Source organism: Sphingomonas sp. TREG-RG-20F-R18-01 (genome assembly GCF_022662475.1).
Classification (GTDB): domain Bacteria; phylum Pseudomonadota; class Alphaproteobacteria; order Sphingomonadales; family Sphingomonadaceae; genus Sphingomonas.
On sequence record NZ_JAKNQQ010000003.1, the window covers coordinates 474,839 to 500,234 of the forward strand.

Consider the following 25,396-nt stretch of genomic DNA (forward strand, 5'->3'; position numbering starts at 1 on the left):
CTCGCTCAGAACAGCGCCTTCGCCGCAACCATCGTCGCACCACCGAGGCTCGCAAGCCCCAGCCAGCCAAGCGGCGAAATCGCCGCGGCCATTACCGCGATCAGCCCGCCCTCGACCGGATCGGTGCGAACCGCAAGCGGCGCGCCATCGACCGTGTCAGCAGGCGCATCGATGTACATCACCTTGACGACACGCAGGTAATAGAAGGCACCGATCACCGAAGCGACGAAGCCGACCACCGCCAGCGGGTACAGCCCGGCAACGATCGCCGCCTGGAACACCGCGACCTTGGCGTTGAAGCCGAGCATCGGCGGAATACCTGCGAGCGAGAACATGAAGATCGCCATCGCCAGCGCCAGGCCAGGCCGCGTCCGCGACAGGCCAGCGAGAGCGGTGATGCTCTCGACCGGCTGCCCGGCGGCGTCCTTCATCTGAAGGACGATCAGGAAGCTGCCCAGCGTCATCACGACATAGACGGTCAGGTAGAACAGCACCGCCGCGACACCCGCCTGCGTACCGGCCGCGAGACCGATCAGCACGAAGCCGACGTTGTTGATCGACGAATAGGCCAGCAGCCGCTTGATGTTGCTCTGCCCGATCGCCGCGACCGCACCGAAGATGATCGACGCGAGTGCTGCGAAGATCACGATCTGACGCCACTGGTCGGTCGCCGGGCCCATCGCCTCGACCGCGACGCGGACCGACAGCGCGACCGCCGCCACCTTGGGAGCGGAGGCGAAGAAGGTCGTCACCGGGGTCGGCGCGCCTTCGTACACGTCCGGGGTCCACATGTGGAACGGAACGACACTCATCTTGAACGCAAGGCCAGCGAAGACGAACACGAGGCCGAAGGTCAGCCCGAGCGAACGGCCAGCACCATAAGCGGTCGCGATCGATGAGAACATCGTCGTGCCGCTGAAGCCGTACACCAGCGAGATGCCGTACAGCAGGATCCCGCTCGCCAGCGCGCCGAGCACGAAATACTTGAGGCCGGCTTCCGCCGAGCGACGGTCACGGCGCATGAAGCTCGCGAGCACATAGGCCGCAAGGCTCTGGAGCTCGAGACCGACATAGAGCGTCAGCAAGTCACCCGCCGACACCATCATGCTCATGCCCGCCGCGGACAGCAGGATCAGCACCGGATATTCCGGGCGGAGATCGTCGCCACGGCCAGCTGCGAAGAAACGCGGGGCGATCAGGATCGCGACGGCGGACGCACCGAAGATCAGGACCTTGGCGAACGCGCCGAACGCATCCGCCCGAACCAGCCCGCCAAACGCCGCGCCACCATAAGACGCAGGCCCGGTCAGTGCGATCGTCGCGCCAACCAGCACGGCAACCGCGACGATCGACACCAGCCGAGTCGATGCCTGGCCACCCCAGGCCGACACCAGCATCAGCGCGATTGCCCCAAGCGCGAGGATTTCCTCGGGGAGCACCATCAACAGCGACATGTTCATGGCCGTGCCTCCGCATGCGTCGCGGGCAGTGCCATGGCCTTGCCCGCGGTCGGGAGCGAGTCACCCGCCGGGGTCGCGCGCGAAATGCGTGCTTCCAGCGTTGCGACATCCTTGCGCATCGGCGCGAGGAAGCTCTCGGGATACACGCCCATCCACAGCGCTACCGCTGCAATTGGGGCCAACAGCGCAATTTCACGCAGCGAAAGGTCGGGCATTGCGCGCACATCGTCCTTGGTCAGATCGCCGAATACGACACGGCGGTACAAGTAGAGCATATAGGCAGCCCCGAGGATGATCCCGGTGGTGCAGAGCAGCGTGATGACGGTCGAGACGCGGTACGTCCCTGCCAGGCTGAGGAATTCGCCGACGAACCCGCTCGTGCCCGGAAGCCCGATCGATGCCATCGTGAAGAACAGGAACAGCAAGGCGTAGCGCGGCATGTTGATCGCCAGACCACCGTAACGCGAGATTTCGCGGGTATGGAGTCGATCGTAGATCACGCCGACGCACAGGAACAACGCTGCCGAGACGAGGCCATGCGACAGCATGACGATCATCGCGCCCTCGATCCCCTGCCGGTTGAACGCGAACAGGCCAATCGTCACGATCGCCATATGCGCGACCGAGGAATAAGCGATCAGCTTCTTCATGTCCGACTGCACGAGCGCCACGAGCGAGGTGTAGATCACTGCGATCGCCGACAGACCGAGCACCAGCCACGTCAGCTGCGCCGACGCTTCAGGAAACATCGGCAGCGAGAAACGCAGGAAACCGTATCCGCCAAGCTTGAGCAGAACACCCGCAAGGATCACCGAGCCAGCGGTCGGGGCCTGGACGTGCGCGTCGGGAAGCCAGGTGTGGAACGGCCACATCGGCATCTTGACTGCGAACGACGCGAAGAACGCCAGCCACAGGAGGGTCTGCGCCTTCACCGGAAAGTCGGTCCGCAGCAGCGTCGGAATGTCGCTCGTCCCTGCGAAATTCGCCATCCACAGCATCGCCACCAGCATCAGCACCGAGCCGAGCAGCGTGTAGAGGAAGAATTTGTACGAGGCATAGATGCGGTTCACGCCACCCCAGATGCCAATGATCAGATACATCGGGATCAGGCCGGCTTCGAAGAAGATGTAGAACAGGAACAGGTCCTGTGCCGCGAAGGTGCCGATCATCAGCACTTCGGTGAACAGGAACGCCGCCATATATTCCTGGACGCGGTTGGTCACCGCGACCCAGCTCGCCCCGATGCACACCGGCATCAGGAACACGCTGAGCATCACCAGCAGCAATGCGAAGCCATCGAGGCCGAGCTTCCAGCTGAAGATGCCGAGGTTGCCGGCGTCCTCGACGAACTGCCACTGCGCCCCGCCGATATCGTAGCTGGTCCACAGACCGATCCCGAGGACGAGATCGATTAGCGTCGCGATCAGCGCGATCCAGCGTGCGCCTTGCGCGGAGGAGAAGAGACAGGCCACGGCCGCGATCGCAGGGATCGCGAGCATGATCGAAAGGATGGGAATGCCGCTCACTTGCTCGTCGCCCAGATGTTGATCGCCCAGGTCACGGCTCCGGTGAGACCGAGCAGCATGACGAACGCGTAAGTGTAGACATATCCCGACTGGATCCGGCCAGCGACGCGCGAGCTACGCTCGACGATCCAGGCCGAGCCGTTCGGCCCGAAGCGATCGATCGTCTTCTCATCGCCGCGGTGCCAGAAGAAGCGGCCGATGGCGAACGCCGGCTTGACGAACAGCAAATCGTACAATTCATCGAAATACCATTTGTGGAGCAGGAAGTCGTAGATCGGCGCGTAGGTCTCGGCGAGCTTCTGCGACACACCCGGCGCGCGGATGTAGAAGACGTACGCCCCGACCAGACCGGTCAGCATCGCGATCGTCGCCGAGAGCTTCACCAGCAACGGGATCTCCTCCATCGACTCCATCAGCTTCTCGCGGAAGGCGATGCTGCCGTGCCAATAGGCTTCGCCAGCGCTCGGATCGATGAAGAAGCGGTGGAACACGAACCCCGCCGCAATCGCCCCGATCGACAGGATGATCAACGGGACCAGGATCGGGAACGGGCTTTCGTGCGGATGATAGCCACCCGTGCCGTCGCCCTTGGTCGTGAACACCGGATGCAGCGGGATCGCGTGACCCCCCGCACCATGATGATGCGCACCGTGCGTATCGGGCTCACTGCCCTGCCCTTCCTCTGCGGCTTCCCCGTGATGCGCATGCGCAGCGGTGGTGCCGTGATCGTCATGGCCAGCGTGGACCGCGTCATGGCCGTGGCCATGTGCATCATGCAGCGCATGCTGGATATGCTCGGACTGCTCCCAGCGCGGCTTGCCCCAGAAGGTGAGGAACATCAGCCGCCACGAGTAGAAGCTCGTCAGCAGCGCGACGATGATCCCGACGATCGATGCGCCGTGGTTGCCCGAAGCCCAGGCCGCCTCGATGATCGCGTCCTTCGAGTGGAAACCTGCGAACCCGATCGCAAGCGGGTTGCCGAACACCGCGGGGATCCCGACGCCGGTGATCGCCAGCGTACCCATCATCATCCCCCAGAAGGTGATCGGAATGCTTTTCCGCAGCCCGCCATAATAGCGCATGTCCTGCTCGTGATGCATCGAATGGATCACCGAACCCGCACCCAAGAACAGCAGCGCCTTGAAGAAGGCGTGCGTGAACAGGTGGAACATCGCGGCGCCATACGCCCCACACCCGGCGGCAAAGAACATGTACCCGAGCTGCGAGCAGGTCGAATACGCAATGACGCGCTTGATGTCGGTCTGCACCAGCCCGACCGTCGCGGCGAACAGGCAGGTCGCTGCACCCACCGTCATCACGACCGTCAGCGCGAACGGCGACGTCTCGAACATCGGCGACAGGCGGCACACCATGAACACGCCCGCGGTGACCATCGTCGCCGCGTGGATCAGCGCCGACACCGGGGTCGGGCCTTCCATCGCGTCCGGCAACCAGGTGTGAAGCCCGAGCTGCGCCGACTTGCCCATCGCACCGACGAACAGCAACAGGCACAGCAGCGTCATCGTATCGACGCGGTAGCCCCAGAAGCCGATCGTCGAGCCCATCATCCCCGGCGCGAGCCGAAGGATCTCGGGGATCGAGACGGTGTGGAAGACGAGATAGGTGCCGAAGATGCCGAGCATGAAGCCGAGATCGCCGACGCGGTTGACGACGAACGCCTTGATCGCGGCGGCGTTGGCGCTGGGCTTGCGGAACCAGAAACCGATCAGGAGGTAGGATGCGAGACCCACGCCTTCCCAGCCGAAGAACATCTGGACGAGGTTGTCCGCAGTCACCAGCATCAGCATCGCGAAGGTGAACAGCGACAGATACGCGAAGAAGCGCGGCTGGTCGGGGTCCTCCTCCATATAGCCCCAGCTATACAGATGGACGAGCGCCGAGACGCTGGTGATGACGACGAGCATGACCGCGGTCAGCGCGTCGACGCGCAGCGACCAGTCGATCACCATGTCGCCGGAATGAATCCAGTCGAGCACCGGCACGACCGTCGCTTCGCCACCACCGAGGTAATGGAGGAAGATCGGCCAGCTAAGCGCGCACGACGCGAACAGCGCGCCGGTCGTCACGATCTTGGGAAGCGCGGAGCCGAAGCCCTTGTTCGCGAACCCTGCGATCAGCGACGCGAGCAGCGGCAGGAAGACGATGAGAAGAATCGAATGCACGTAACTTACCCCTGCATCCGGTTGGCGTCGTCGACCGAGATCGTCCCGCGGCTACGGAAATAGATGACGAGGATGGCAAGCCCGATGGCCGCCTCACCCGCCGCGACCGTCAGCACGAACATCGCGAACACTTGGCCGACGAGATCGTGGAGATAGCCCGAGAAGGCGACGAAATTGAGGTTCACCGCGAGCAGGATCAGCTCGACCGCCATCAGCATGACGATGAGGTTCTTGCGGTTGGCGATGATGCCGAGCACGCCAAGCGCGAACAGGATCGCGCCCACGACGAGATAATGGCCCAAACCGATCGTCATAGCTCCACCCCTGCGCCGACCGTCGGCTGCGTATTGCGCGTCGCGTCCTGCGGACGGCGCGCGTTCTGCCGCGAAATGTTCTGCTTGCGCGACCCCGTGCGATCCCGATGCGTCAGCACGATCGCGCCGATCATCGCGACGAGCAGGACCAGCCCGGCGCCTTCGAACACGAAGAGATAGCGCGTGTAGAGTACCATGCCGAGCGCCTGGATGTTCGACGTCGTCTCGGGCATCGGCGCACCTCGGCGGGCGAGTTCGATCGTCCCCGCGCTCCACGCCCCGAAGGCGAGCATGATCTCGGCCGCCAGCCCGACCGCGAACACCGCGCCGATCGCGGCGTAGCGCGCGAAGCCGGCGCGCAATTCGGCGAAATCGATGTTGAGCATCATCACGACGAACAGGAACAGCACGGCGACGGCGCCCACGTACACGATGACGAGCAGCATCGCGATGAACTCGGCACCGACGAGGACCATCAGGCCCGCTGCGTTGAAGAAGGCCAGAATCAGCCACAACACGGCATGCACCGGGTTGCGCGAGGTGATGGTCAGCGCGGCTGACACGATCACGATCGCTGCGAAAAGATAAAAGGCGAGTGCCTGGATCACGGTTTTCTGGGGCCCCTCAGAGTCGGTGCGGCGCTTAACGGTAAGGCGCGTCGGCGGCAAGGTTCGCGGCGATCGCGCTTTCCCAACGATCGCCATTCGCCAGCAGCTTGGCCTTGTCGTAGATCAGCTCTTCGCGCGTTTCCGTCGCATATTCGAAGTTCGGACCCTCGACGACCGCGTCGACCGGGCATGCTTCCTGGCACAGGCCACAGAAGATGCACTTGGTCATGTCGATGTCGTAGCGCGTCGTGCGGCGCGAGCCGTCGTCACGCGGTTCCGCCTCGATCGTGATCGCCTGCGCGGGGCACACCGCTTCGCACAGCTTGCACGCGATGCAGCGTTCCTCGCCGTTGGGATAGCGCCGCAGCACATGCTCGCCACGGAAGCGCGGGCTGATCGGGTTCTTCTCGAACGGATAGTTGATCGTCGCCTTGGCCTTGAAGAAATACTTCAGGGTCAGCGCGTGCGCCTTGAGGAATTCCCAAAGCGTATAGGACTTGATGATCTGGGCGACGCTCACGAGCGCTTCTCCAACTGGTTCACGGGAGCAGCCTGGCACACGCCATCGGTGGGATAGCGCGGACGACCGTCGTCGTAGAGATATTGCTTGGTATAGACCCGGTTCTCGGGCGCGCACTCGGTGCCGACGCGGGTGACCATCAGGACACCGGACACGAGGAACACCCAGAACAGCGACAGCGGCAGGAAGATCTTCCAGCCCAGCCGCATCAGCTGGTCATAACGGTAGCGCGGCACCGTCGCCTTGACCCAGCTGAACACGAAGAAGAACAGCAGGATCTTGATGAACAGCCAGATGATACCCGGCACGACATAAAGCGGTGCCCAATCGAACGGCGGCAGATACCCGCCCCAGAACAGCGTCGCGTTGAGCGCGCACATCAGGATTACGTTGGCATATTCGCCGAGCCAGTAGAGCGCGAACGACATCGACGAATATTCGGTCTGGTATCCGGCGACGAGCTCGCTCTCCGCCTCGGCCAGATCGAACGGCGCGCGCTGCGTTTCCGCAAGCGACGAGATGAAGAACACCACCGCCATCGGGAACAGCAACGGGTTGAGGAAGAAACCGTTGACCGGCGTCCCCATCACGCTCTTCTGCGCCTCGACGATGTTGGTCAGATTGAAGCTGCCGCTCCACAGCACGATCGAGATGAGCACGAAGCCGATTGCGACTTCATAGCTGACCATCTGCGCCGCGGCGCGGATCGCGGAGAAGAACGGATATTTCGAGTTGGACGACCAGCCCGCGAGGATCACGCCGTAGACGCCGATCGACGAAGCGGCGAGAACGTAGAGCAACCCGACGTTGATGTCGGAAAGCGCGGCGCGCGCATCGAACGGAACCACCGCCCAGACGATCAATGCGACCGTGAAAGTGATGATCGGCGCGATGATGAACAGCGTCTTGTTCGCCGCTGACGGGATAATCGTTTCCTGCAGGAACACCTTCAGGCCGTCCGCGAACGACTGGAGCAGGCCGAAGGGACCGACCACGTTGGGACCACGCCGCAGCGCCATCGACGCCCAGATCTTGCGATCGGCGTAGATCAGCATCGCGACCGCGAGCATGACTGGCAGCGCGATCAGCAGGATGTCCATCAACGTGGCGAGGAACCACGCCCAGCCAAAGGGCATCCCGAAACGGTAAGTGAAGAAGGAGGTCATGCTGCCAGTTCCCCTTCCCCGGCGCAGGCCGGGGCCCAGTCGGGAAGGTTGTCGTTACCGCGCGCCGCGTTCAGCCAAACGGCCGCTCGCGACTGGGCCCCGGCCTGCGCCGGGGAAGAAAGAAGCGAAGAAGCGAAGGTCATTCCGCCGCCTCCGCGAATTCCTGCCCGTGGACCAGTTCCGCCGAGCAGCGCTGCATCGTCGGGCTTGCCCGGCAGATCGCGTTGGTCAGGTAGAAGTCCTTGATCGGATAGCCGGTCAGCGTGCCCGAGGCCGCTGCGTTAAGCGCAGGCGGTGCCCAGTCGAACGTCGCAAGTCCGAGCGTCGCGAGCGCAGGCGTATCGGTCGCCATGTTCGCGCGCAATTCCTCGATCGTGTCGAACGGCAGCGTCTTGCCCATCATGCCCGACAGTGCGCGCAGGATCGTCCAGTCCTCGCGCGCATCGCCCGGCGGGAACACCGCACGCTCGCCCCGCTGAACGCGACCCTCGAGGTTGACATACGTGCCCGACTTTTCGGCATAGCTCGCCCCCGGGAGAACGACGTCGGCAGCAGCCGCGCCCTTGTCGCCATGATGCCCGATATAAACCTTGAGCGTGCCTTCGAACGCGCCGTAATCGACCTCGTCCGCACCCAGAAAGAAGGCGAGCTTCGGCTTGGCCGCGACGACATCCGCGATGCCGCCCTTCTGTGCATAACCGAGCATCAACCCGCCCATGCGGCTCGCCGCCATGTGGAGCACGTTAAAGCCGTTCCAGCCGTCCTTGACCAGACCCAGCGGCGACACCAGCGCGAGCGCCGCGCCCAGCGACTTGAGCGCCGCCCCGCCGACGATCATCATCGGACGCTCGGCCTTGGCGAACGCCTCGGTCACAGCCTCGGGCAGGTTGCCGAGCACGCCGAGATCCTCGCCGAGCCATTCGACCTTATAGGTCAGCTCGGTTTCCGGACCGATCGCGAACACCTTCGCGCCGCGTTTGATCGCCTTGCGAATCCGCGTGTTCACCAGCGGCGCTTCCCAGCGCACGTTGCTGCCCACGATCAGGATCACGTCGGCCTGTTCGGTGCCCGCGATCGTCGTGTTAAAATTGACCGCGGCGAGATTGGTCGTGTCATAATCCATGCCGGTCTGGCGACCCTCGAGCAGGGTCGACCCCATGCTGCCGAGCAACGCCTTGGCGGCATACATCGTTTCGCAATCGACCAGATCGCCAGCGACTGCGGCGATGCTCGACCCGGCATCGACCTGCGAGATCGCGAGGAACGCAGCATCCCACGACGCTTCGGTCAGGCGGCCGCCCTTCCGGATATACGGCTTGTCGAGGCGACGACGGACCAGGCCGTCAACCGCGTGGCGCGTCTTGTCGCTCGCCCATTCCTCGTTCACGTCCTCGTTGATCCGCGGCACTGCGCGGAGCACCTGCCGACCACGGCTGTCGAGCCGGATGTTGGTGCCGACCGCGTCCATCACGTCGATCGTCAGCGTCTTGCGAAGCTCCCACGGACGCGCTTCGAAAGCGTACGGCTTGGAGGTCAGCGCACCGACCGGGCAGAGATCGACGACGTTGCCCGACAATTCGCTCGTCACGGCATGTTCGAGATAGGACACGATCTGCATGTCCTCGCCGCGACCGATCGCGCCGATTTCCTCGACCCCGGCGACTTCCTCGGCAAAACGGATGCAGCGCGTGCACTGGATGCACCGCGTCATCACCGTCTTGACGATCGGCCCCATGTACTTCTCGGTAACCGCGCGCTTGTTCTCGTCATAGCGCGACTGGCCGCGCCCATAAGCGAGGCTCTGGTCCTGCAGGTCGCATTCGCCACCCTGGTCGCAGATCGGGCAATCGAGCGGATGGTTGATCAGGAGAAACTCCATCACCCCTTCACGTGCGTTCTTGACCATCGGCGAGTTGGTGAAAATCTCCTGCTTGTCCGCGGCCGGCAGCGCGCACGATGCCTGCGGCTTCGGCGGTCCGGGCTTCACTTCGACCAGGCACATGCGGCAATTGCCCGCGATGCTCAGACGCTCGTGATAGCAGAAGCGCGGGATTTCCTTGCCGGCGATCTCGCACGCCTGGAGCACGGTGGCACCAGCGGGGACCTCGACTTCGACACCATCGACTTTGACTAAGGGCATTATTCGGTCTCTTCAGTGAGATCGAGACGGCGCTCGATACGGTCAAGCCGGTGATTGATCGCGCTGATATCAGCCTGCATTCCGAAAACGGACGTGGTCAATCCGCGCGTGTAATCTTCCAACGCAGACAAGCGAACCGCAAACGACGCCATATCCCGCTTCACAGAGGTCATATCACTCTGCAAGCGCTTCAGGATTTCGAGGATGAGGTCGCCCTGCTCCAACGTCACTCCGCCGCCTCCATCATCGGGCTCAACCCGCCACCACGCTTCTCGGTGATCCGCCGCTCCATCTCGGGGCGGAAGTGCTTGATCAGGCCCTGGATCGGCCAGGCCGCCGCATCGCCGAGCGCACAGATCGTGTGACCTTCGACCTGCTTGGTCACCTGATACAGCGTATCGATCTCGGAAATATCCGCATCGCCGGTGCGCATCCGCTCCATCACGCGCCACATCCAGCCGGTGCCTTCGCGGCACGGCGTGCACTGGCCGCAGCTCTCATGCTTGTAGAAGTAGGAGAGACGGCTGATCGCGCGAACGATGTCGGTCGACTTGTCCATGACGATGATCGCCGCGGTGCCCAGACCCGAACCGACCTTCTTGAGGCCGTCAAAGTCCATCGGGCAGTCCATGATCTCGGCAGCCGGTACCAGCGGCACCGAAGACCCGCCCGGGATGACCGCGAGCAGATTGTCCCACCCGCCGCGGATCCCGCCGCAATGCGTTTCGATCAGTTCGCGGAAGGTGATGCTCATCGCCTCCTCGACCACGCACGGCTTGTTCACATGCCCGCTGATCTGGAACAGCTTGGTGCCGCGATTGCCCTCGGCGCCGAAGCTCGCGAACCACTCGGGCGAGCGCCGCAGGATCGTCGGCACGACCGCGATCGACTCGACGTTGTTGACCGTCGTCGGGCAGCCATAGAGCCCTGCCCCCGCCGGGAACGGCGGCTTGAGCCGTGGCTGGCCCTTCTTGCCCTCGAGGCTCTCGAGCATCGCGGTCTCTTCGCCGCAAATGTACGCGCCCGCGCCACGATGGACGAAGACGTCAAAGTCATAGCCCGAGCCGCTGGCGTTCTTGCCGATCAGGCCCTTGTCATACGCCTCTGCGACCGCGGCGAAGAGGACTTCGGCCTCGCGGATATATTCACCACGGATGTAGATGTAGGCGGCGCGCGCGCGCATCGCATAACCCGCGATCAGCGCGCCTTCGATCAGCTTGTGCGGATCGTGGCGGATGATCTCGCGGTCCTTGCACGACCCCGGCTCAGATTCATCGGCGTTGATGACGAGGAAGTTCGGGCGGTCCGGCTTTGGTTCCTTGGGCATGAACGACCATTTGGTGCCGGTCGGGAAACCAGCGCCGCCACGGCCGCGCAAGCCCGATGCCTTGACCGCGTCGATCAAAGCATCCTGCCCGCGTGCCATCAGGCCCTTGGTGTCGTCCCAATCGCCACGCTTGATCGCGGCCTCGAGGTTCCACGGCTGGAAGCCGTAGACGTTGGTAAAGATGCGATCCTTGTCGGCAAGCATCAGGCCCACTCCGTCCGGTAATCGTGGTTTTCGTCGACCATTTCCTTGAGCGACGTCGGACCGCCCGCGGGGCAGCTATCGCGCCGCCCGGTCTGCGATCCCGGCGTGACCGGCGTGCCATTGGCAAGCGCCTCGAGCAATGCGCTGGTCTTGTCGTAATCGAGATCTTCGAAATTGTCGTCGTTGATCTGGACCATCGGCGCGTTGGCGCACGCGCCAAGGCACTCGACTTCGGTCAAAGTGAACATGCCGTCCGGGGTCGTGCGGCCCTTGATCAGCCCCTTGTTCTTGCATGCCGCCAGAACGTCGTCGCTGCCGCCGAGCAGGCACGGCGTCGTGCCGCAGACCTGGACGTGAAAGCGGCCGACCGGTGCCATGTTGAACATCGTGTAAAAGGTCGCGACCTCGTACACGCGCATGTACGGCACGCCGATCTGGCGCGCGACGAACTCGATCACCGGAACCGGCAACCAGCCCTGCGTCTGGGTCTGTTCGCCGACCTGACGCTGCGCCAGATCGAGGAACGGGATCGACGCGGATTGCTCGCGACCCTTGGGATAGCGACCGAGGATCTCGTTCGCCTTCTTCTGGTTATCGTCGTTCCACGCGAACACACCCCAGCGGGCGCGGGTCTCGGCTTCGTCAGGGATCTTTGGGGCTTCAGCCATTATCGGTCACATTCACCAAAAACGATATCCATCGCGCCCAGGATCGCGGTCGTATCCGCGAGCATGTGGCCCTTCGACATGAAGTCCATCGCCTGCAGATGCGAGAAGGCCGTGGGCCGGATCTTGCAGCGGTACGGCTTGTTCGTGCCATCGGCGACCAGATACACGCCGAACTCGCCCTTGGGGCTTTCGGTCGCGACATAGACGTCGCCCGCGGGCACATGGAAGCCCTCGGTGTACAGCTTGAAGTGATGAATCAACGCTTCCATCGACCGCTTCATCTCGGCGCGCTTGGGCGGCACGACTTTGCGGTCGAGCGACGCGATCGGCCCTTCGGGCATGTCGCGCAGGCACTGCTTCATGATCTTCGCGGACTGGCGGACTTCCTCGACGCGCACCATGAACCGGTCATAGCAATCGCCACGCGTACCGACCGGTACGTCGAACTCCATCCGGTCGTACACGTCATACGGTTGCGACTTGCGCAGATCCCAGGCGATGCCCGAACCCCGGATCATCGGGCCGGAGAAGCCCCACTTGATCGCATCCTCACGGCTGACCGTCGCGATATCGACGTTACGCTGCTTGAAGATGCGGTTGTCCGCGACGAGCGAGATCGCATCCTCGAACAGCCGCGGCAGCCGCGTGTCGAGCCAGTCGGCGATGTCGGTCAGCAGCTTGAGCGGCGCATCCTGATGGACGCCGCCCGGACGGAAGTAGGCGCTGTGCATCCGCGCGCCCGAGACGCGCTCGAAGAAGTTCATGCAATCTTCGCGGATTTCGAACAGCCACAGGTTCGGCGTCATCGCGCCGACGTCCATGACATGCGACCCGAGGTTGAGCATGTGGTTCGAAATGCGCGTCAGCTCGGCGAACAGCACGCGGAGGTACTGCGCGCGGATCGGCACTTCGAGATCGAGCAGCTTCTCGACCGCGAGCACATAACTATGCTCCATGCACAGCGGCGAGCAGTAGTCGAGCCGGTCGAAATACGGCAGCGCCTGCATGTAGGTCTTATACTCGATCAGCTTCTCGGTGCCGCGGTGAAGCAGCCCGACGTGCGGATCGACACGCTCGACGATCTCGCCGTCGAGCTCCATCACCAGGCGCAACACGCCGTGTGCGGCCGGATGCTGCGGACCGAAGTTGATCGTGTAGTTCTGGATTTCGACATCGCCCACTTCCGGCTTTTCACCGTCGGTACGATGTTCGAGCTGGTCGAGATACTCGCTCACTGGTTCTGTCCTCCGCCAGTCCCGCCGCCGCTGCCCTTGCTGGGCATGACCGACGGATTGGCTGGCTTTTCGCCCGCACCGGCACCGGGCTTGCCCGCGCCGGACTGGCCGGTGTTCTCGGTGACCTTTGGATCGCTCGGCACCTGGGTCGGCGACTTCGCCGCATCGGCCTTGACGATCTCGTCCGCCTTGAGCGGCGTCGGCGCACCCTTGGCTTCCGGCACCTTCGCCTTCTCGTCGCCCGGGAGGACGTATTCGGCGCCTTCCCACGGGCTCATGAAGTCGAACGTCCGGAAGTCCTGCGCCAGCGCGACGGGCTCATAGACCACGCGCTTGGCTTCTTCGGAATAGCGCAGCTCGACATAGCCGGTCAGCGGGAAGTCCTTGCGCTGCGGATGACCACGGAAGCCGTAGTCGGTCAGGATACGCCGAAGGTCCGAATTGCCCGAGAACAGCACGCCGTACATGTCGTACACTTCGCGCTCGAGCCAGCCCGCGACCGGCCAGATCCCCGTTACCGACGGGACCGGCTTTTCGTCGTCGGTCTGGACGTGGACGCGGATGCGGTGGTTGCGGGTCAGCGAGAGCAGGCAATAGACGACCTCGAACCGGTCGATCCCGCGATCGGGATAATCGACGCCCGCGATTTCCATCAGCTGCTGATATTCGAGGCCCGGCGTATCGCGCAACGCGACCATCGTCTCGACCAGCGAGGAACGATCGACATGCAGCGCGACTTCGCCGACCGCGTCGAGGGAGTGCAGCAGACGACCACCGAGCGCAGCCGTCGCCGCGTCGATCACGCCGTCATTGGCGCGATAGGCTGGAGCCGGCGCCCTCATCGTTCAATCGTCCCGACGCGACGGATCTTCCGCTGGAGCTGCATGATCCCGTACAGCAATGCTTCCGCAGTCGGCGGGCAGCCGGGGACGTAGATGTCCACGGGCACGATCCGGTCACAGCCACGCACGACCGAATAGCTGTAATGATAATAGCCGCCACCATTGGCGCACGAGCCCATCGATATGACGTACTTCGGCTCGGACATCTGGTCGTAGACCTTGCGGAGCGCCGGAGCCATCTTGTTGCACAGCGTGCCCGCGACGATCATCACGTCCGACTGGCGCGGTGACGCGCGCGGCGCGGCGCCAAAACGCTCGAGATCATAGCGCGGCATGTTGACGTGGATCATCTCGACCGCGCAGCACGCGAGCCCGAAGGTCATCCACCACAGCGAACCGGTGCGCGCCCAATGAAACAGGTCCTCGGTCGAAGTGACGAGGAAACCCTTGTCGCCAAGCTCGCCGTTCAGGTCGTTGAAGAACGCGGCATCGGGTTGAACCAGATCCTGGCCCGGCAGGCCAGTGGTCGGGTGCGTCAGTTCTACTCCCATTCGAGAGCTCCCTTCTTCCACGCATAAACAAGGCCGAGCGCGAGTTCGGCGATAAACAACATCATCGATCCCCACGCGACCCAGCCGAGCTGGAACACGCTGACCGCCCATGGGTATAGGAACGCTGCCTCGAGATCGAAGATGATGAACAGGATCGCGACGAGGTAGAAGCGCACGTCGAACTGACTGCGCGGATCCTCGAACGCGGGGAAGCCGCACTCATATTCGGAGAGCTTTTCCGCGGTCGGCTTGTGCGCACCGGTCAGGCGCGCGACGAGCATCGGCAGGAACACGAACACGCTGGACAGCACGAGCGCGACGCCGAGGAACAGCAGGATCGGGAGATATTGTGACAGGTCAACCAAGGGTGTTCTCGCATGTGCGAAGGGATGCCGAGGGCTTTAGGACCATGGGCTTTTAGGGGCAAGGGTTGCGGGCGTGAGAATGAATCGCAACAGGCGTTCGAAGGAGGTTGTTCCCAGCAGAACCCCTGTACCCCACACCCATCCGTCATTCCCGCGAAGGCGGGAATCCATTGACGCAACGGCAGCAAGCGCGACCGGGGCCAGCCAGTATGGATCCCCGCCTTCGCGAGGATGACGGAGTCGGGGTATTGCCCCCGCCCCTCAGCGCAGCGCGCCCGCCAGCAATTTATGGAGTCGCGTCTGCAACCCGTCGTTGGCGGCGAGGAACTCGCTGCGTTCCATCATCTTCTCACCGCCGCGGAAGTCGGTGACGAACCCGCCTGCTTCCTTGACCAGCAACAGACCCGCCGAGACGTCCCACGGCTTGAGACCCGACTCCCAATAGCCATCGTACCGCCCCGCCGCGACCCAGGCGAGATCGAGCGCCGCAGACCCCATCCGCCGGATCCCGGCGACCTCGGGCGCGATCGCCCCGAAGATGCGCGACCATTCGGCGAAATTGCCATGGCCGAGGAACGGAATCCCCGTCGCGATCAGCGAGTCGGCAAGGTCGCGCCGTGCCGAAACGCGCAGCCGCTGCTCCTGCACCCACGCGCCCCGGCCCTTCTCGGCCCAGAACGCTTCGTCGGTGATCGGCTGATAGACCATCGCAGAGGTGATCTCGCGCTTGCCGTTGGGCATCGGTTCCTCGACCGCGATCGAGATCGCGAAGTGCGGGATGCCGTGGAGGAAGTTGGTCGTGCCATCGAGCGGATCGACGATGAAGCGCGGCTTGTTGGGATCACCCGCGACTTCGCCGCGCTCTTCCATCAGGAAGCCCCAGTCGGGGCGTGCGCGCGACAGTTCCTCGTACAGCGTCTGCTCGGCGCGCTGGTCGGCGATCGTCACGAAGTCGGCCGGGCCCTTGCGGCTGACCTGCAGCTGCTGAACTTCGTTGAAATCGCGGCGCAGGCGCGGACCGGCCTTGCGGGCGGCGCGATCGATGACGGTCATCAGACCGGAATGGGAGGGCATAATCTTACTTTCTTTCTCCCTCTCCCCTTCAGGGGAGAGGGCAAGCGAGCGAAGCGAAGCGCGGGAGAGGGGCAGTGCAGAAACGAACGTCCGCGTTATTGCCCCTCTCCCCGGCCCTCTCCCCGCAAGCGGGGAGAGGGAGAAGCGTCACTCCGCGCGCTTCACATAGGTCTGTTCGTAGACGTCGACGACGATCCGCGTCCCCGCGCCGATGTGCGGCGGGACCATCACGCGGACGCCATTCTCGAGGATCGCGGGCTTGTAGCTCGACGAGGCGGTCTGCCCCTTCACCACCGCATCCGCCTCGACGATCAGCGCCTCGATCGTGTCGGGGAGCTGCACCGAGATCGGGCGCTCCTCCCACAATTCCATCACGACATCCATGCCGTCCTGCAGGAACGCCGCCGCATCGCCGAGGATGTCCGCGTCGAGCGTGATCTGTTCGTAATTGATCTTGTCCATGAAGGTCAGCGTGTCGCCCTCACGGAACAGGAACTGGAAGTCGACGGTGTCGAGCCGCACCTTCTCGAGGCTCTCGGCCGAGCGGAAGCGGACGTTGTTCTTGCGGCCGTCGATCAGGTTCTTGAGCTCGACCTGCATGTAGGCACCGCCCTTGCCGGGCTGAGTGTGCTGGATCTTCACCGCACGCCAGATGCCGCCTTCATATTCGAGAATGTTGCCGGGACGGATTTCGACCGCGTTGATCTTCATGGGGTGAGCCTGCGTTGGAAAGAGCCAAGCGACGCCCCGTTTGCGAGGCACCGTGGCGCGAGGCCTTAGCCGGGCAGCGGCTTGCCCGCAAGATAGGGGAACGGATCGACGTCGGTCCCCTCATACCAATGCTGGGCTGGATCGGTGCGGGTGAGCCCGAAATGCAGGTGGTAATTCCCTGCCCCCGCGTTACCCGTGTCTCCGACATAGCCGAGCAACTGCCCGGTCGTGACCGGCTGGCCCTCGTGCAGGCCGGACGCATAGCCCGCCAGATGCGCATAATAATGCGTCCAGGTCCGGGATGGCGAACGGACGTAGACCGTCGTGCCACCCGCCGCGCTGTTCCATAGCTTCTCCACGATGCCCGGTGCCGCAGCGATCACCGGCGTGCTTGCCGCCGCCATCACGTCGGTGCCGTGATGCTCGCGCTCGCCATTCTGTCGTGGATCGCCCCACGATTCGCAAATTTCGCCCCGGCGTACGCCAGCAACCGGAACGGCCAGCACGACCGAGCCGCCCCGCCCCGCGCCGATGTCGACCGGCTGAGGCTGCCCGCGTACGGCGAGACGGAGCCGCGCGATCGGTCCATCCCGCGTGCCGCCCGGCGCGTCGGGAAGGAACACCAGCGCTGCTACCCAGAGCCCCACGACCCCGAGCAGCAGCACGACGAGGATCACACCAAGCTTCTTCATCCCCCGCCCCCGGATCAGCTCTGGAACACCGCCGGCGTACCGGCCTTGATCATCATGGCTAGGCGGGCGGCATCCCAGTTGGTCAGGCGGATACAGCCATGGCTCTCCGCGCGACCGATCGTCTCGGGGGACGGCGTTCCGTGGATCCCGTAATGCGGCTTGGACAGGTCGAGCCAGACCACGCCGACCGGCCCATTGGGGCCCGGCGGAAGCAGCGCCTGCTTCGATCCCTTCTTGGCATCCCAGAACAGCGACGGGTTGTAATGGAATTCAGGATTGTAGCTCGGCCCGAGCACCTTCCACGTTCCGATCGGCAGCGGATCGTGCGTGCTGCCCATCGTCGCCATGAACTGCGCGACGAGCTTGCCGTCCTTGTCGAGCACACGCAGGACCTCCTTCGACTTGGACACGACGATCTTCGCGCCCTGCGGCTGGGTCGAGTCGATGTTGAGGTCGCTCAGCGTCTTGCGCCAATTCTCCGGGAGCTTCGGATCATAGGCCCGCTCGGTCGTAATCGCGTTCGGGACGACGATCTGCGTCCCGGCGGTCAGCTTGGTATCCGGGCTGTTGAGCTCGATCAGCACCGCAGGCGTGGTGTGGAACATCTCGCCCATCTTCTCCATCACCGACTTGTAGCCGAGCGCGGGCAACTTCGACTGGAGCGCCGGGTCCTTGGGGAACGGGTTGGTGAACGGGCCGGCGAGGATCTCGTTGGTCAGCGTGATCTTCTGGGTCGGTCGCCAGGTGCGATGCGGATACAGCGCACGGAGCGTTGCCGGATCGAGCTTGCCGGTCTTGGGCAAGTCCTGAACCTCCTGGAACCCGGTGATCGCCGCGACCAGCGATTTGCCCTCGCGCCCGTCCAGCACGCCGGGCGAGAAACCGAGATGGTCGAGGATCACCTGCGCATGCAGGACCGACAGATCCAGCTTGGTTTGTGCCGCGGGCGTTGGCAGCGGCGCGTTGGTTCCCGCCGCGCCCGCCGCCATGAGACCAACCGGGGCCAAGGCCAGACAAGCGACGCTGGCAAAGGTTTTGAGCACGGTTTCAGTCTCCTACATGCAATTGCATGCAGATAACGACAGACCGGGACGTTGGGTCCGTTACGACTTCGAAATGCAGCGCGCCGCTCTCACGCCGCGCACTGATCGGCGGCGCGATCGCGGGCGGCGCGGCGCTGGCGCTCCCCCTGCCCGCAATGGCGGTGGGCGTGGAATGGCGCCTTGCGATCCGCAACGTCCATACCAACGAAAGCGTCGATGCGGTGTTCGCGCGGTCTGGACGGTTCGTTCCGGCCGGGCTGGCCGAGCTCAACCATGGCCTGCGCGACTGGCGCACGGGCGATACAATCGGCATGGACCGCCGCCTGCTGGCGCTGCTCGTGTCGCTCCGACAGAAGCTGGAGCTTGGCGGCAACCGCAAGATCGACCTGATCTGCGGCTATCGCTCGCCACAGACTAATGCGAAGCTCCGCGCCCGCGGCGGCTCGCATAGCGGCGTCGCGAGCCAGAGCCAGCACATGCTCGGCAAGGCGACCGATATCGTGGTGCCCGGCGTGTCGCTCGACCGGTTGCGCGGCGCGGCGCTTGCCTTGGGCGGAGGTGGCGTCGGCTATTATCCGCGCGACGGGTTCGTGCATGTCGATACTGGGCGCGTGCGGCACTGGTAGCTATGGAGTGAGCGGGTCAACCCCTTCACTGCGAATTACGCCTGTCACGGGTATCGCTGTCGGGCGTGCAGAACTGCGAGTATCGTCACCGTGTCGTCGTCCGCCTTATACACGATAACATAGTTGGGGTGTGCCACTGCTTCACGGGTGCCGCGCACGCGGCCGGGCCGGTACATGAACGGATTACGTAAAACCATTTCCACCGTACCGAAAATGGCGTCCTCCATCCGGGCGGCTGCGCTAACGTTCCGGTCGCCGATATAGTCGAGGATTGCGCGGAGTTCGTTGCGCGCCTTAGTCTCCCAGAGAAGCCGCACGTGTCTTCGCTTCGATCAACGCGCGCATTTCTGCCCGCACCTGATCGTGAGGGAGCTTCGGGTGAGGGGAATCCAGTGCCGCCTGCACCCGCGCTCGGAACCAAGTATCGTACGCTGCGGCGTCCTCCGTAGTGTCGAATACGGACTCGATGGGAGAGAGTTTCGCCATGCTCCGCTCATAGCATGAACTGCGCTCCGCCTCTACCGCTTGAGCACCTCGGCAAACGCCTTTACCGCTGCTGCTTCGTCCCCGCCCCAGACGCCGTGCGAGACGGCAAGGAAATCCGCCCCCGCCTGTACCAGCGGTGGCGCATTGGCCGGCGTGATCCCGCCGATCGCGACGCAGGGCAGTTCGAACACGGTCGACCACCAGCTCAGCAACACGGGGTCGGCGACATGCTCCGCGACCTTGGTGGTCGTGGGATAAAACGCGCCGAACGCGACGTAATCCGCGCCCCCTTCCCCCGCTTCCATCGCCAGATGGCGGCTGGCGTGGCAGCTGATCCCGATCTGCGCCGCCGCGCCCAGCTCGCTGCGCGCCTCCTGCGGATCGCCATCGTCCTGCCCGAGATGGACGCCATCCGCGCCGAGCCGCTTGGCGAGCGCGATGCTGTCGTTGACGATGAAGGCGACGTCCGCATCGGCGCAGATCCGCTGCAACGGCTCGGCGAGCGCGGCCGCGGCATGCTGGTCGATGTCCTTGACGCGGAACTGGAACGCCGCGACGGGGCCGGCGTCGAGTGCGCGTTTCAGCCGGTCGGCAAAGCCGCCGGTGACGTCGAGCGGCGAGACGAGATACAGCTGGCACGGCGGCCGGCGATAATCACGCTGGAACTGCGCACCGAAATCGGGGTCGAGCGGGCCGAGGGGGTCTTCAATGTCCATGCGCAGCCGATAGCGCCGTGATCGCGGCATGGAAAGCCGCGGGATCGTCAAGCTTGTGCGCGATCGCACGGATCGGCTTGCCGCGGCGGCTCAGAACGGGCTCGGAAAGGTCGACCACGACGCTCGGCCAGCTTGCCAGCGCGAGGTTGACCATGTCCTTCTGCTGGAGGGCGGCCGCGTTCCAGGTCGCACGGAGACCGGCGATGGCCGCGATCGGGACGGCGATCGACTTGAGGCTGCCCGCCCGCATCGTCAGAACGCCGTCCGCGATCGTCACCGGATACCGCCGGAACGACTTCAGCAGCATCGCCAGGCTGATCACCACCGACAGATCAAGCAGCCCGACGACGATCGCCGCAACCCAGCCGAGCAGCGCGACCACCACGAGATGCACCACCAGCATCTCGACGATGGCGATCCCCAGCAGCACGCCTATCATCGGGCCAAGGCTCCGGTGATAGGCGAACGCCTGCGTGTCCTTACGCTTCGCCCTTGTAGATTGCGATGATCTTGCCGAGCATCTCGAGCGCTTCGTCACGCGGGCGCTGGAAGGTGTTGCGGCCGATGATCGAGCCATTGCCGCCGCCCGCGAGAATGTCGCGCGCGTCCTGATAGATCGCGTCCGACCCCTTGGACGCGCCGCCCGAGAAGACGACGATCCGGCGCCCGGCAAAGCTCGCTTGGACGACGTGTTTCACGCGGTCCGCTTGGTTCGACCAGTCGGTGCCCTCGTACATCGGCTTGGCTTCCTTCTGCTCGATATGGTCGCTCGGCAGCTTCACCTTGATGATGTGCGCGCCCAGCAGCGCCGCCATGTGCGCGGCATAAGCCCCGACATCGAGCGCGAGCTCGCCCGACTTGGGGAGCATCCCGCCGCGCGGATAGGACCAGATCACGGTCGCGATCCCGACCGACTTGGCCTCCGCCGACATTTCGCGGATCTGCCCGATCATGTCGAACAGGTCGTCCGACCCCGGATAGATGGTGAAGCCGATCGCCGCGCAGCCGAGCCGCACCGCATCCTCGACCGACCCCGTCACCGCCTGGTTCGCGCCCTGCGCCCAACTGTTCGAGCTGTTGACCTTGAGGATCGTCGGGATCTGCCCGGCGAAGGTCATCGCGCCCGCTTCCAGCATGCCGAGCGGAGCGGCATAGGCCGAGAGCCCCGCGTCGATCGCAAGCTGATAGTGGTAATGCGGGTCGTACGCCGGCGGGTTGATCGCGAAACTGCGTGCCGGGCCATGTTCGAACCCCTGGTCGACCGGCAGGATGACGAGCTTGCCGGTGCCACCGAGATGGCCGTGCATCAGGATCCGGCCGAGGTTGGCCTTGGTCGCGGGGCTGTCGGATTCGTACTTGTCGAGAATGGCTTTGACGGCAGGCGTCATGGTCTGGATCCTCTTCTTCTGGGCTTTGCGGGCGTGATAGTCAGCCACACCCGCGACTGCAACGCGCCATTCCCCCCGCAGGACCGATTGCACGGCGCGCACTTGCTTTTTCCGCGACGGCGAGGCTTTCGGGTCGGATGAGCCATCCCGACCATCATGATCTTTCCCCCGCGGCCACGCTGCTGATGGCGGTCGCGTGCGGCGCGATGGTCGCCAACCTCTATTATGCCCAGACGCTGATCGAGACGATCGGGCCCGACATCGGCCTGTCCGCGGGGCTGGCGGGGGCGATCGTGACATTGACCCAGCTCGGCTATGGGCTCGGCCTGGCGTTCATCGTGCCGCTGTCGGACCTGGTAGAGAACAAGCGGCTGATCCTCGTCGCCACGGTCGGCGCGGTGCTCGGATGCCTCGGCATCGCGCTGGCGGAAGGGCCGATCACATTTCTGGCCGCCGCCCTGGTGACCGGCGTCTGTTCGGTCGGCGCGCAAGTGCTGGTGCCGCTTGCCGCCAAGCTCAGCAGCCAGGAACGTCAGGGCCGCACGATCGGGCTGGTGATGAGCGGGTTGCTCACCGGGATCATGCTCGCGCGGCCGGTTGCGAGTTTCGTCGCCGGGCTCGCGGGGTGGCGCGCGATGTTCTTCGTCTCCGCCGGCGTGACCGCGCTGGTCGGGGTGGCGCTGCTGCTGATGCTGCCCGCGCGCCGGCCGGACAGCACGCTGCGCTACGGCGCGTTGCTGGCATCATCGCTCGACCTGCTGCGGCGCTATCCGGTCCTGCGGCTGCGCGCGGCGTATCAGGCGCTGCTGTTCATCGCCTTCAACATGTTCTGGACCGCCGCGCCGATCGTGCTGACGCAGCGCTTCGGGCTGGGCGCGAACGGCGTGGCATTGTTCGCGCTCGCTGGCGCGGGCGGCGCGCTGGCGGCACCGATCGCCGGGCATTTCGCCGACAAGGGGCGCGCGCGGGCGACGACGCTGTTCGCCCTGCTGCTGCTCACGGTGGCGTTTGTCGCGTCGGACATGGTCGTCGCGGCGGGGAGCGTGATCGCCTTCGCGGTCGGCGCGGTGCTGATCGACGCGGCGGTCCAGCTCAACCAGATCTCGGGACAGCGCGTGATCTTCGGCCTGGACCCGGCGGCGGGCGGGCGAATCAACGCTGCGTACATGACTATCGTCTTCCTGTTCGGCGCGATGGGCTCGGTCATCGGCAGTGCCAGCATCGCGGCAGGGGGATGGGCGCTCACCAGCATGTTCGGGGCCGGGATCGGCGGGATGGCGTTGCTGCTGTTCGCGCTATTCGACCGTACGGCGGGACAACGGCCGTCCGATTGACGAAAGCGCAAAACTCCAGCACCTTGCCGCCCGGATCGATGGGGGCATTGATATGCAGGGTTTGAGAAAAAGCGTACGGGGCATTGCCCTGATGGGGGCTGCAGTGCTGCTGCTCGGGGCAAAGCAGCCGAAAGTGGGCGACCTGGCGCCGCCTTTCGTCGTTACCCTGATCGACGGAAGCAAGGTATCCTCGGAACAGCTGCGCGGACAGGTCGTCGTGCTCAACTTCTGGGCGACGTGGTGTGGCCCGTGCAAGGCCGAACTCCCGCTGCTCGACGCCTATTACGAATTGCAGAAGGTGCACGGCCTGAAGGTCTATGCCATCGCCACGGAAGACTCCGTGCCGGCGTTCCAGCTGAGGAAACTGTTCGCCCAGCTACACATCACGCCGGCGCGCGGGATCAAGGGGCCGTATGATACGCTGGGCGCGGTGCCGACCAACTTCATCATCGATCGATCGGGGCATGTCCGCTATGCCAAGGCAAGTGCCTTCGGGCTGGATGCGCTCAACGCCGAACTGGTTCCGCTGTTGAAGGAAGCTGCGCCGCCGCTCGGATGATCCCGCGCGACGGCGCACCGGGTATCACCCCCGCGAGAGCGCCGCCACGCCGGGGAGATCCTTGCCTTCCATCCATTCCAGGAACGCGCCGCCCGCGGTCGAGACGAAGGTGAAATCGTCCGCCACGCCCGCCTGGTTGAGCGCGGCGACGGTATCTCCGCCGCCTGCGACCGAGACGAGCGATCCGCTCTTGGTCAGTGCCGCAGCGGTCTTGGCAAGCGCGACCGTCGCGGTATCGAACGGCGGCGTCTCGAACGCGCCGAGCGGGCCGTTCCACACCAGCGTCCGGCAATTCTTGAGTACGTCCGCCAGCGCCTCGGTCGCTGCCGGCCCGATGTCGAGGATCATCTCGTCCGCCGCGACCTCATGCACGTTGACCGTGCGGATCGGCGGGTTGGCGCGGAATTCCTTCGCGACGACCACGTCATAGGGCAGATGGATCGTGCAGTTCGCACTGTCGGCCGCGGCGAAGATCTCGTCCGCGGTGCCGGTCAGCTCATGCTCGCACAGCGACTTGCCGACGTTCACGCCGCGCGCCGCGAGGAAGGTGTTCGCCATCCCGCCGCCAATGATGAGGTGATCGACCTTGGTCACGAGATGCTTGAGCACGTCGAGCTTGGTCGAAACCTTCGCCCCGCCGACGACCGCAGCAACCGGATGCTCGGGGTTGCCGAGCGCCTTGTCGAGCGCATCGAGTTCGGCCTCCATCGCGCGGCCAGCGAAAGCGGGCAGCTTGTGCGCCAGACCCTCGGTCGAGGCATGCGCGCGGTGCGCGGCGGAGAAGGCGTCGTTGACGTACAGGTCGCCGAGCGCTGCGAACCGATCGACCACCGCTGGATCGTTCTTCTGCTCGCCGCCGAAGAAGCGCGTATTTTCAAGGATCGCGACATCGCCGGGTGCAAGCGCGGCAACCGCCGCCGCATCGCCTTCCCAGTCGACATATTGGACCGGCCGCCCGAGCACGTTGGCATAAGGCTCGACCAGTTGCTTGAGCGACAGCTCGGCGGAAGGCGTGCCCTTGGGCCGCCCGAAATGCGCTAGGATGAGGACGATCGCGCCCTTGTCGGCCAGCTCGGTGACGGTCGGCAGCGTCGCGCGCAGCCGCGTGTCGTCGCTGACCGCGCCGTGCTGCATCGGCACGTTGAGATCCTCGCGGACCAGCACGCGCTTGCCGCGCACGTCGCCGATCTCTGCGCCGATATCGTCCAGCGTCTTGAAGGCCCGTGTCATGTCGTCCGTCACTCCTCGAGAACCAAAATCGTGTCGCCGACGCGGATCGTCCCGCCGACCAGAACGCGCGAACATGCGCCGCCGCGCCAGTCTGGCGTCATTGCTGCACGCAGGCCCGCCGCGAGCGCTTCCATCCGCTCGCACGGATCGGTTTCGCGCGTGATCATCACTTCGACCGTATCGCCGATCCGCAACCGCGTTCCCGGCACCTGCGGCAGATCGAGTCCCTCGACCAGTAAATTGGCGCGCCGTTCATACCAGGGCAGGCTATGCCCCACCTCCGCCATCGCGGCGTCCCAGTCACTGCGCTCGAGCAGCGTCACCTGGCGCCGCCCCTTTCCACCGGGCTTGATCGTCCCGCGGAAATCGCCGTGGATCCCGCCTTCCAGCGTCACGTCGACGTGGTCGACGGTCTCCATCGGGCCTTT

At 64.6% G+C, this 25,396-nt stretch carries 29 protein-coding genes; 3 read left to right on the forward strand and 26 right to left on the reverse strand.

Annotated features, from left to right (window positions below; all coding sequences use genetic code 11):
• Positions 1–5: 5 nt before the first annotated feature.
• The 19 genes from nuoN to L8K25_RS12055 form a co-directional block, all read right to left on the reverse strand.
• Positions 6–1,460 (reverse strand): NADH-quinone oxidoreductase subunit NuoN, encoded by a 1,455-nt coding sequence (gene nuoN, locus L8K25_RS11965; protein ID WP_242139126.1) that lies wholly within the window; start codon positions 1,458–1,460, stop codon positions 6–8.
• Positions 1,457–2,986, reverse strand: a complete 1,530-nt coding sequence (locus tag L8K25_RS11970; protein ID WP_242139127.1) for an NADH-quinone oxidoreductase subunit M — start codon at positions 2,984–2,986, stop codon at positions 1,457–1,459. Before L8K25_RS11970 ends, nuoN begins: the two co-directional genes overlap by 4 nt.
• A complete protein-coding gene (gene nuoL / locus L8K25_RS11975; protein ID WP_242139128.1) occupies positions 2,983–5,169 on the reverse strand; it encodes an NADH-quinone oxidoreductase subunit L in 2,187 nt (728 codons plus the stop codon). The genes L8K25_RS11970 and nuoL overlap by 4 nt, the downstream gene beginning before the upstream one ends.
• 5 nt (positions 5,170–5,174) lie before the next feature.
• Positions 5,175–5,483 carry an NADH-quinone oxidoreductase subunit NuoK gene (gene nuoK / locus L8K25_RS11980; protein ID WP_010163525.1) on the reverse strand — a complete coding sequence of 103 codons (309 nt, stop codon included), beginning with the start codon at positions 5,481–5,483 and terminating at the stop codon, positions 5,175–5,177.
• Positions 5,480–6,091, reverse strand: a complete 612-nt coding sequence (locus L8K25_RS11985; RefSeq protein WP_131528513.1) for an NADH-quinone oxidoreductase subunit J — start codon at positions 6,089–6,091, stop codon at positions 5,480–5,482. Before L8K25_RS11985 ends, nuoK begins: the two co-directional genes overlap by 4 nt.
• Before the next feature lie 34 nt (positions 6,092–6,125).
• Entirely contained in the window at positions 6,126–6,611 is a 486-nt protein-coding gene (gene nuoI, locus L8K25_RS11990; RefSeq protein WP_242139129.1) for an NADH-quinone oxidoreductase subunit NuoI, read from the reverse strand.
• Complete coding sequence (gene nuoH, locus L8K25_RS11995) at positions 6,608–7,777, reverse strand: NADH-quinone oxidoreductase subunit NuoH (RefSeq protein ID WP_242139130.1); 1,170 nt, start codon at positions 7,775–7,777, stop codon at positions 6,608–6,610. Before nuoH ends, nuoI begins: the two co-directional genes overlap by 4 nt.
• Before the next feature lie 139 nt (positions 7,778–7,916).
• A complete protein-coding gene (gene nuoG, locus L8K25_RS12000) occupies positions 7,917–9,917 on the reverse strand; it encodes an NADH-quinone oxidoreductase subunit NuoG (protein ID WP_242139131.1) in 2,001 nt (666 codons plus the stop codon).
• Positions 9,917–10,147 carry a hypothetical protein gene (locus tag L8K25_RS12005; protein ID WP_242139132.1) on the reverse strand — a complete coding sequence of 77 codons (231 nt, stop codon included), beginning with the start codon at positions 10,145–10,147 and terminating at the stop codon, positions 9,917–9,919. Before L8K25_RS12005 ends, nuoG begins: the two co-directional genes overlap by 1 nt.
• A complete protein-coding gene (nuoF, locus tag L8K25_RS12010) occupies positions 10,144–11,448 on the reverse strand; it encodes an NADH-quinone oxidoreductase subunit NuoF (protein WP_010216648.1) in 1,305 nt (434 codons plus the stop codon). The genes L8K25_RS12005 and nuoF overlap by 4 nt, the downstream gene beginning before the upstream one ends.
• The gene (locus L8K25_RS12015) at positions 11,448–12,116 is read right to left on the reverse strand and encodes an NAD(P)H-dependent oxidoreductase subunit E (protein WP_242139133.1); all 669 of its coding nucleotides are present in this window, start codon (positions 12,114–12,116) and stop codon (positions 11,448–11,450) included. Before L8K25_RS12015 ends, nuoF begins: the two co-directional genes overlap by 1 nt.
• Positions 12,116–13,351, reverse strand: a complete 1,236-nt coding sequence (locus tag L8K25_RS12020) for an NADH-quinone oxidoreductase subunit D (protein ID WP_242139134.1) — start codon at positions 13,349–13,351, stop codon at positions 12,116–12,118. The genes L8K25_RS12015 and L8K25_RS12020 overlap by 1 nt, the downstream gene beginning before the upstream one ends.
• Positions 13,348–14,193 (reverse strand): NADH-quinone oxidoreductase subunit C, encoded by an 846-nt coding sequence (locus L8K25_RS12025; protein ID WP_242139135.1) that lies wholly within the window; start codon positions 14,191–14,193, stop codon positions 13,348–13,350. Before L8K25_RS12025 ends, L8K25_RS12020 begins: the two co-directional genes overlap by 4 nt.
• Positions 14,190–14,744, reverse strand: a complete 555-nt coding sequence (locus tag L8K25_RS12030) for an NADH-quinone oxidoreductase subunit B (RefSeq protein ID WP_010216641.1) — start codon at positions 14,742–14,744, stop codon at positions 14,190–14,192. Before L8K25_RS12030 ends, L8K25_RS12025 begins: the two co-directional genes overlap by 4 nt.
• On the reverse strand, positions 14,735–15,109 hold the full coding sequence (gene ndhC / locus L8K25_RS12035) for an NADH-quinone oxidoreductase subunit A (protein WP_010163508.1): 375 nt from the start codon (positions 15,107–15,109) through the stop codon (positions 14,735–14,737). Before ndhC ends, L8K25_RS12030 begins: the two co-directional genes overlap by 10 nt.
• A 261-nt stretch (positions 15,110–15,370) precedes the next feature.
• The gene (locus L8K25_RS12040; RefSeq protein ID WP_242139137.1) at positions 15,371–16,183 is read right to left on the reverse strand and encodes an inositol monophosphatase family protein; all 813 of its coding nucleotides are present in this window, start codon (positions 16,181–16,183) and stop codon (positions 15,371–15,373) included.
• 147 nt (positions 16,184–16,330) lie between these two features.
• Entirely contained in the window at positions 16,331–16,894 is a 564-nt protein-coding gene (efp, locus tag L8K25_RS12045) for an elongation factor P (RefSeq protein ID WP_010216636.1), read from the reverse strand.
• Positions 16,895–16,959: 65 nt separating this feature from the next.
• Positions 16,960–17,586, reverse strand: coding sequence for a M23 family metallopeptidase (locus L8K25_RS12050; protein ID WP_242139138.1), 627 nt, complete (start codon positions 17,584–17,586; stop codon positions 16,960–16,962).
• A 14-nt stretch (positions 17,587–17,600) separates the two neighbouring features.
• Positions 17,601–18,575, reverse strand: a complete 975-nt coding sequence (locus L8K25_RS12055; protein ID WP_242139281.1) for a L,D-transpeptidase family protein — start codon at positions 18,573–18,575, stop codon at positions 17,601–17,603.
• An 80-nt stretch (positions 18,576–18,655) separates the two neighbouring features.
• Between L8K25_RS12055 and L8K25_RS12060 the strand changes: the two genes are divergently transcribed.
• Entirely contained in the window at positions 18,656–19,255 is a 600-nt protein-coding gene (locus tag L8K25_RS12060; protein ID WP_242139140.1) for a DUF882 domain-containing protein, read from the forward strand.
• A 44-nt stretch (positions 19,256–19,299) separates the two neighbouring features.
• Here L8K25_RS12060 and L8K25_RS12065 read toward each other — a convergent pair whose 3' ends face one another.
• From L8K25_RS12065 to L8K25_RS12085, 5 genes are read right to left on the reverse strand one after another with little or no spacing between them, the layout of a single operon-like run.
• Positions 19,300–19,572, reverse strand: a complete 273-nt coding sequence (locus tag L8K25_RS12065; protein WP_242139142.1) for a type II toxin-antitoxin system RelE/ParE family toxin — start codon at positions 19,570–19,572, stop codon at positions 19,300–19,302.
• Positions 19,550–19,741 (reverse strand): stability determinant, encoded by a 192-nt coding sequence (locus L8K25_RS12070; protein WP_242139144.1) that lies wholly within the window; start codon positions 19,739–19,741, stop codon positions 19,550–19,552. The genes L8K25_RS12065 and L8K25_RS12070 overlap by 23 nt, the downstream gene beginning before the upstream one ends.
• Before the next feature lie 32 nt (positions 19,742–19,773).
• Positions 19,774–20,457 (reverse strand): thiamine phosphate synthase, encoded by a 684-nt coding sequence (gene thiE, locus L8K25_RS12075; protein WP_242139151.1) that lies wholly within the window; start codon positions 20,455–20,457, stop codon positions 19,774–19,776.
• Positions 20,447–20,896, reverse strand: a complete 450-nt coding sequence (locus L8K25_RS12080; RefSeq protein ID WP_242139158.1) for a hypothetical protein — start codon at positions 20,894–20,896, stop codon at positions 20,447–20,449. The genes thiE and L8K25_RS12080 overlap by 11 nt, the downstream gene beginning before the upstream one ends.
• A gap of 40 nt (positions 20,897–20,936) precedes the next feature.
• Positions 20,937–21,845, reverse strand: a complete 909-nt coding sequence (locus tag L8K25_RS12085; RefSeq protein ID WP_242139159.1) for a class I fructose-bisphosphate aldolase — start codon at positions 21,843–21,845, stop codon at positions 20,937–20,939.
• Between the two features lie 137 nt (positions 21,846–21,982).
• On the opposite strand from L8K25_RS12085, the gene L8K25_RS12090 reads away from it, so the two are divergent.
• Together L8K25_RS12090 and L8K25_RS12095 are read left to right on the forward strand one after the other, a co-directional pair.
• Entirely contained in the window at positions 21,983–23,179 is a 1,197-nt protein-coding gene (locus L8K25_RS12090) for an MFS transporter (RefSeq protein WP_242139168.1), read from the forward strand.
• Between the two features lie 91 nt (positions 23,180–23,270).
• Positions 23,271–23,738 (forward strand): TlpA disulfide reductase family protein, encoded by a 468-nt coding sequence (locus L8K25_RS12095; RefSeq protein WP_242139171.1) that lies wholly within the window; start codon positions 23,271–23,273, stop codon positions 23,736–23,738.
• A 24-nt stretch (positions 23,739–23,762) separates the two neighbouring features.
• Here L8K25_RS12095 and L8K25_RS12100 read toward each other — a convergent pair whose 3' ends face one another.
• Together L8K25_RS12100 and L8K25_RS12105 are read right to left on the reverse strand one after the other, a co-directional pair.
• Complete coding sequence (locus L8K25_RS12100; RefSeq protein ID WP_242139172.1) at positions 23,763–24,968, reverse strand: phosphoglycerate kinase; 1,206 nt, start codon at positions 24,966–24,968, stop codon at positions 23,763–23,765.
• 8 nt (positions 24,969–24,976) lie between these two features.
• Positions 24,977–25,387 carry an MOSC domain-containing protein gene (locus L8K25_RS12105; protein WP_242139282.1) on the reverse strand — a complete coding sequence of 137 codons (411 nt, stop codon included), beginning with the start codon at positions 25,385–25,387 and terminating at the stop codon, positions 24,977–24,979.
• Positions 25,388–25,396 lie beyond the last annotated feature (9 nt).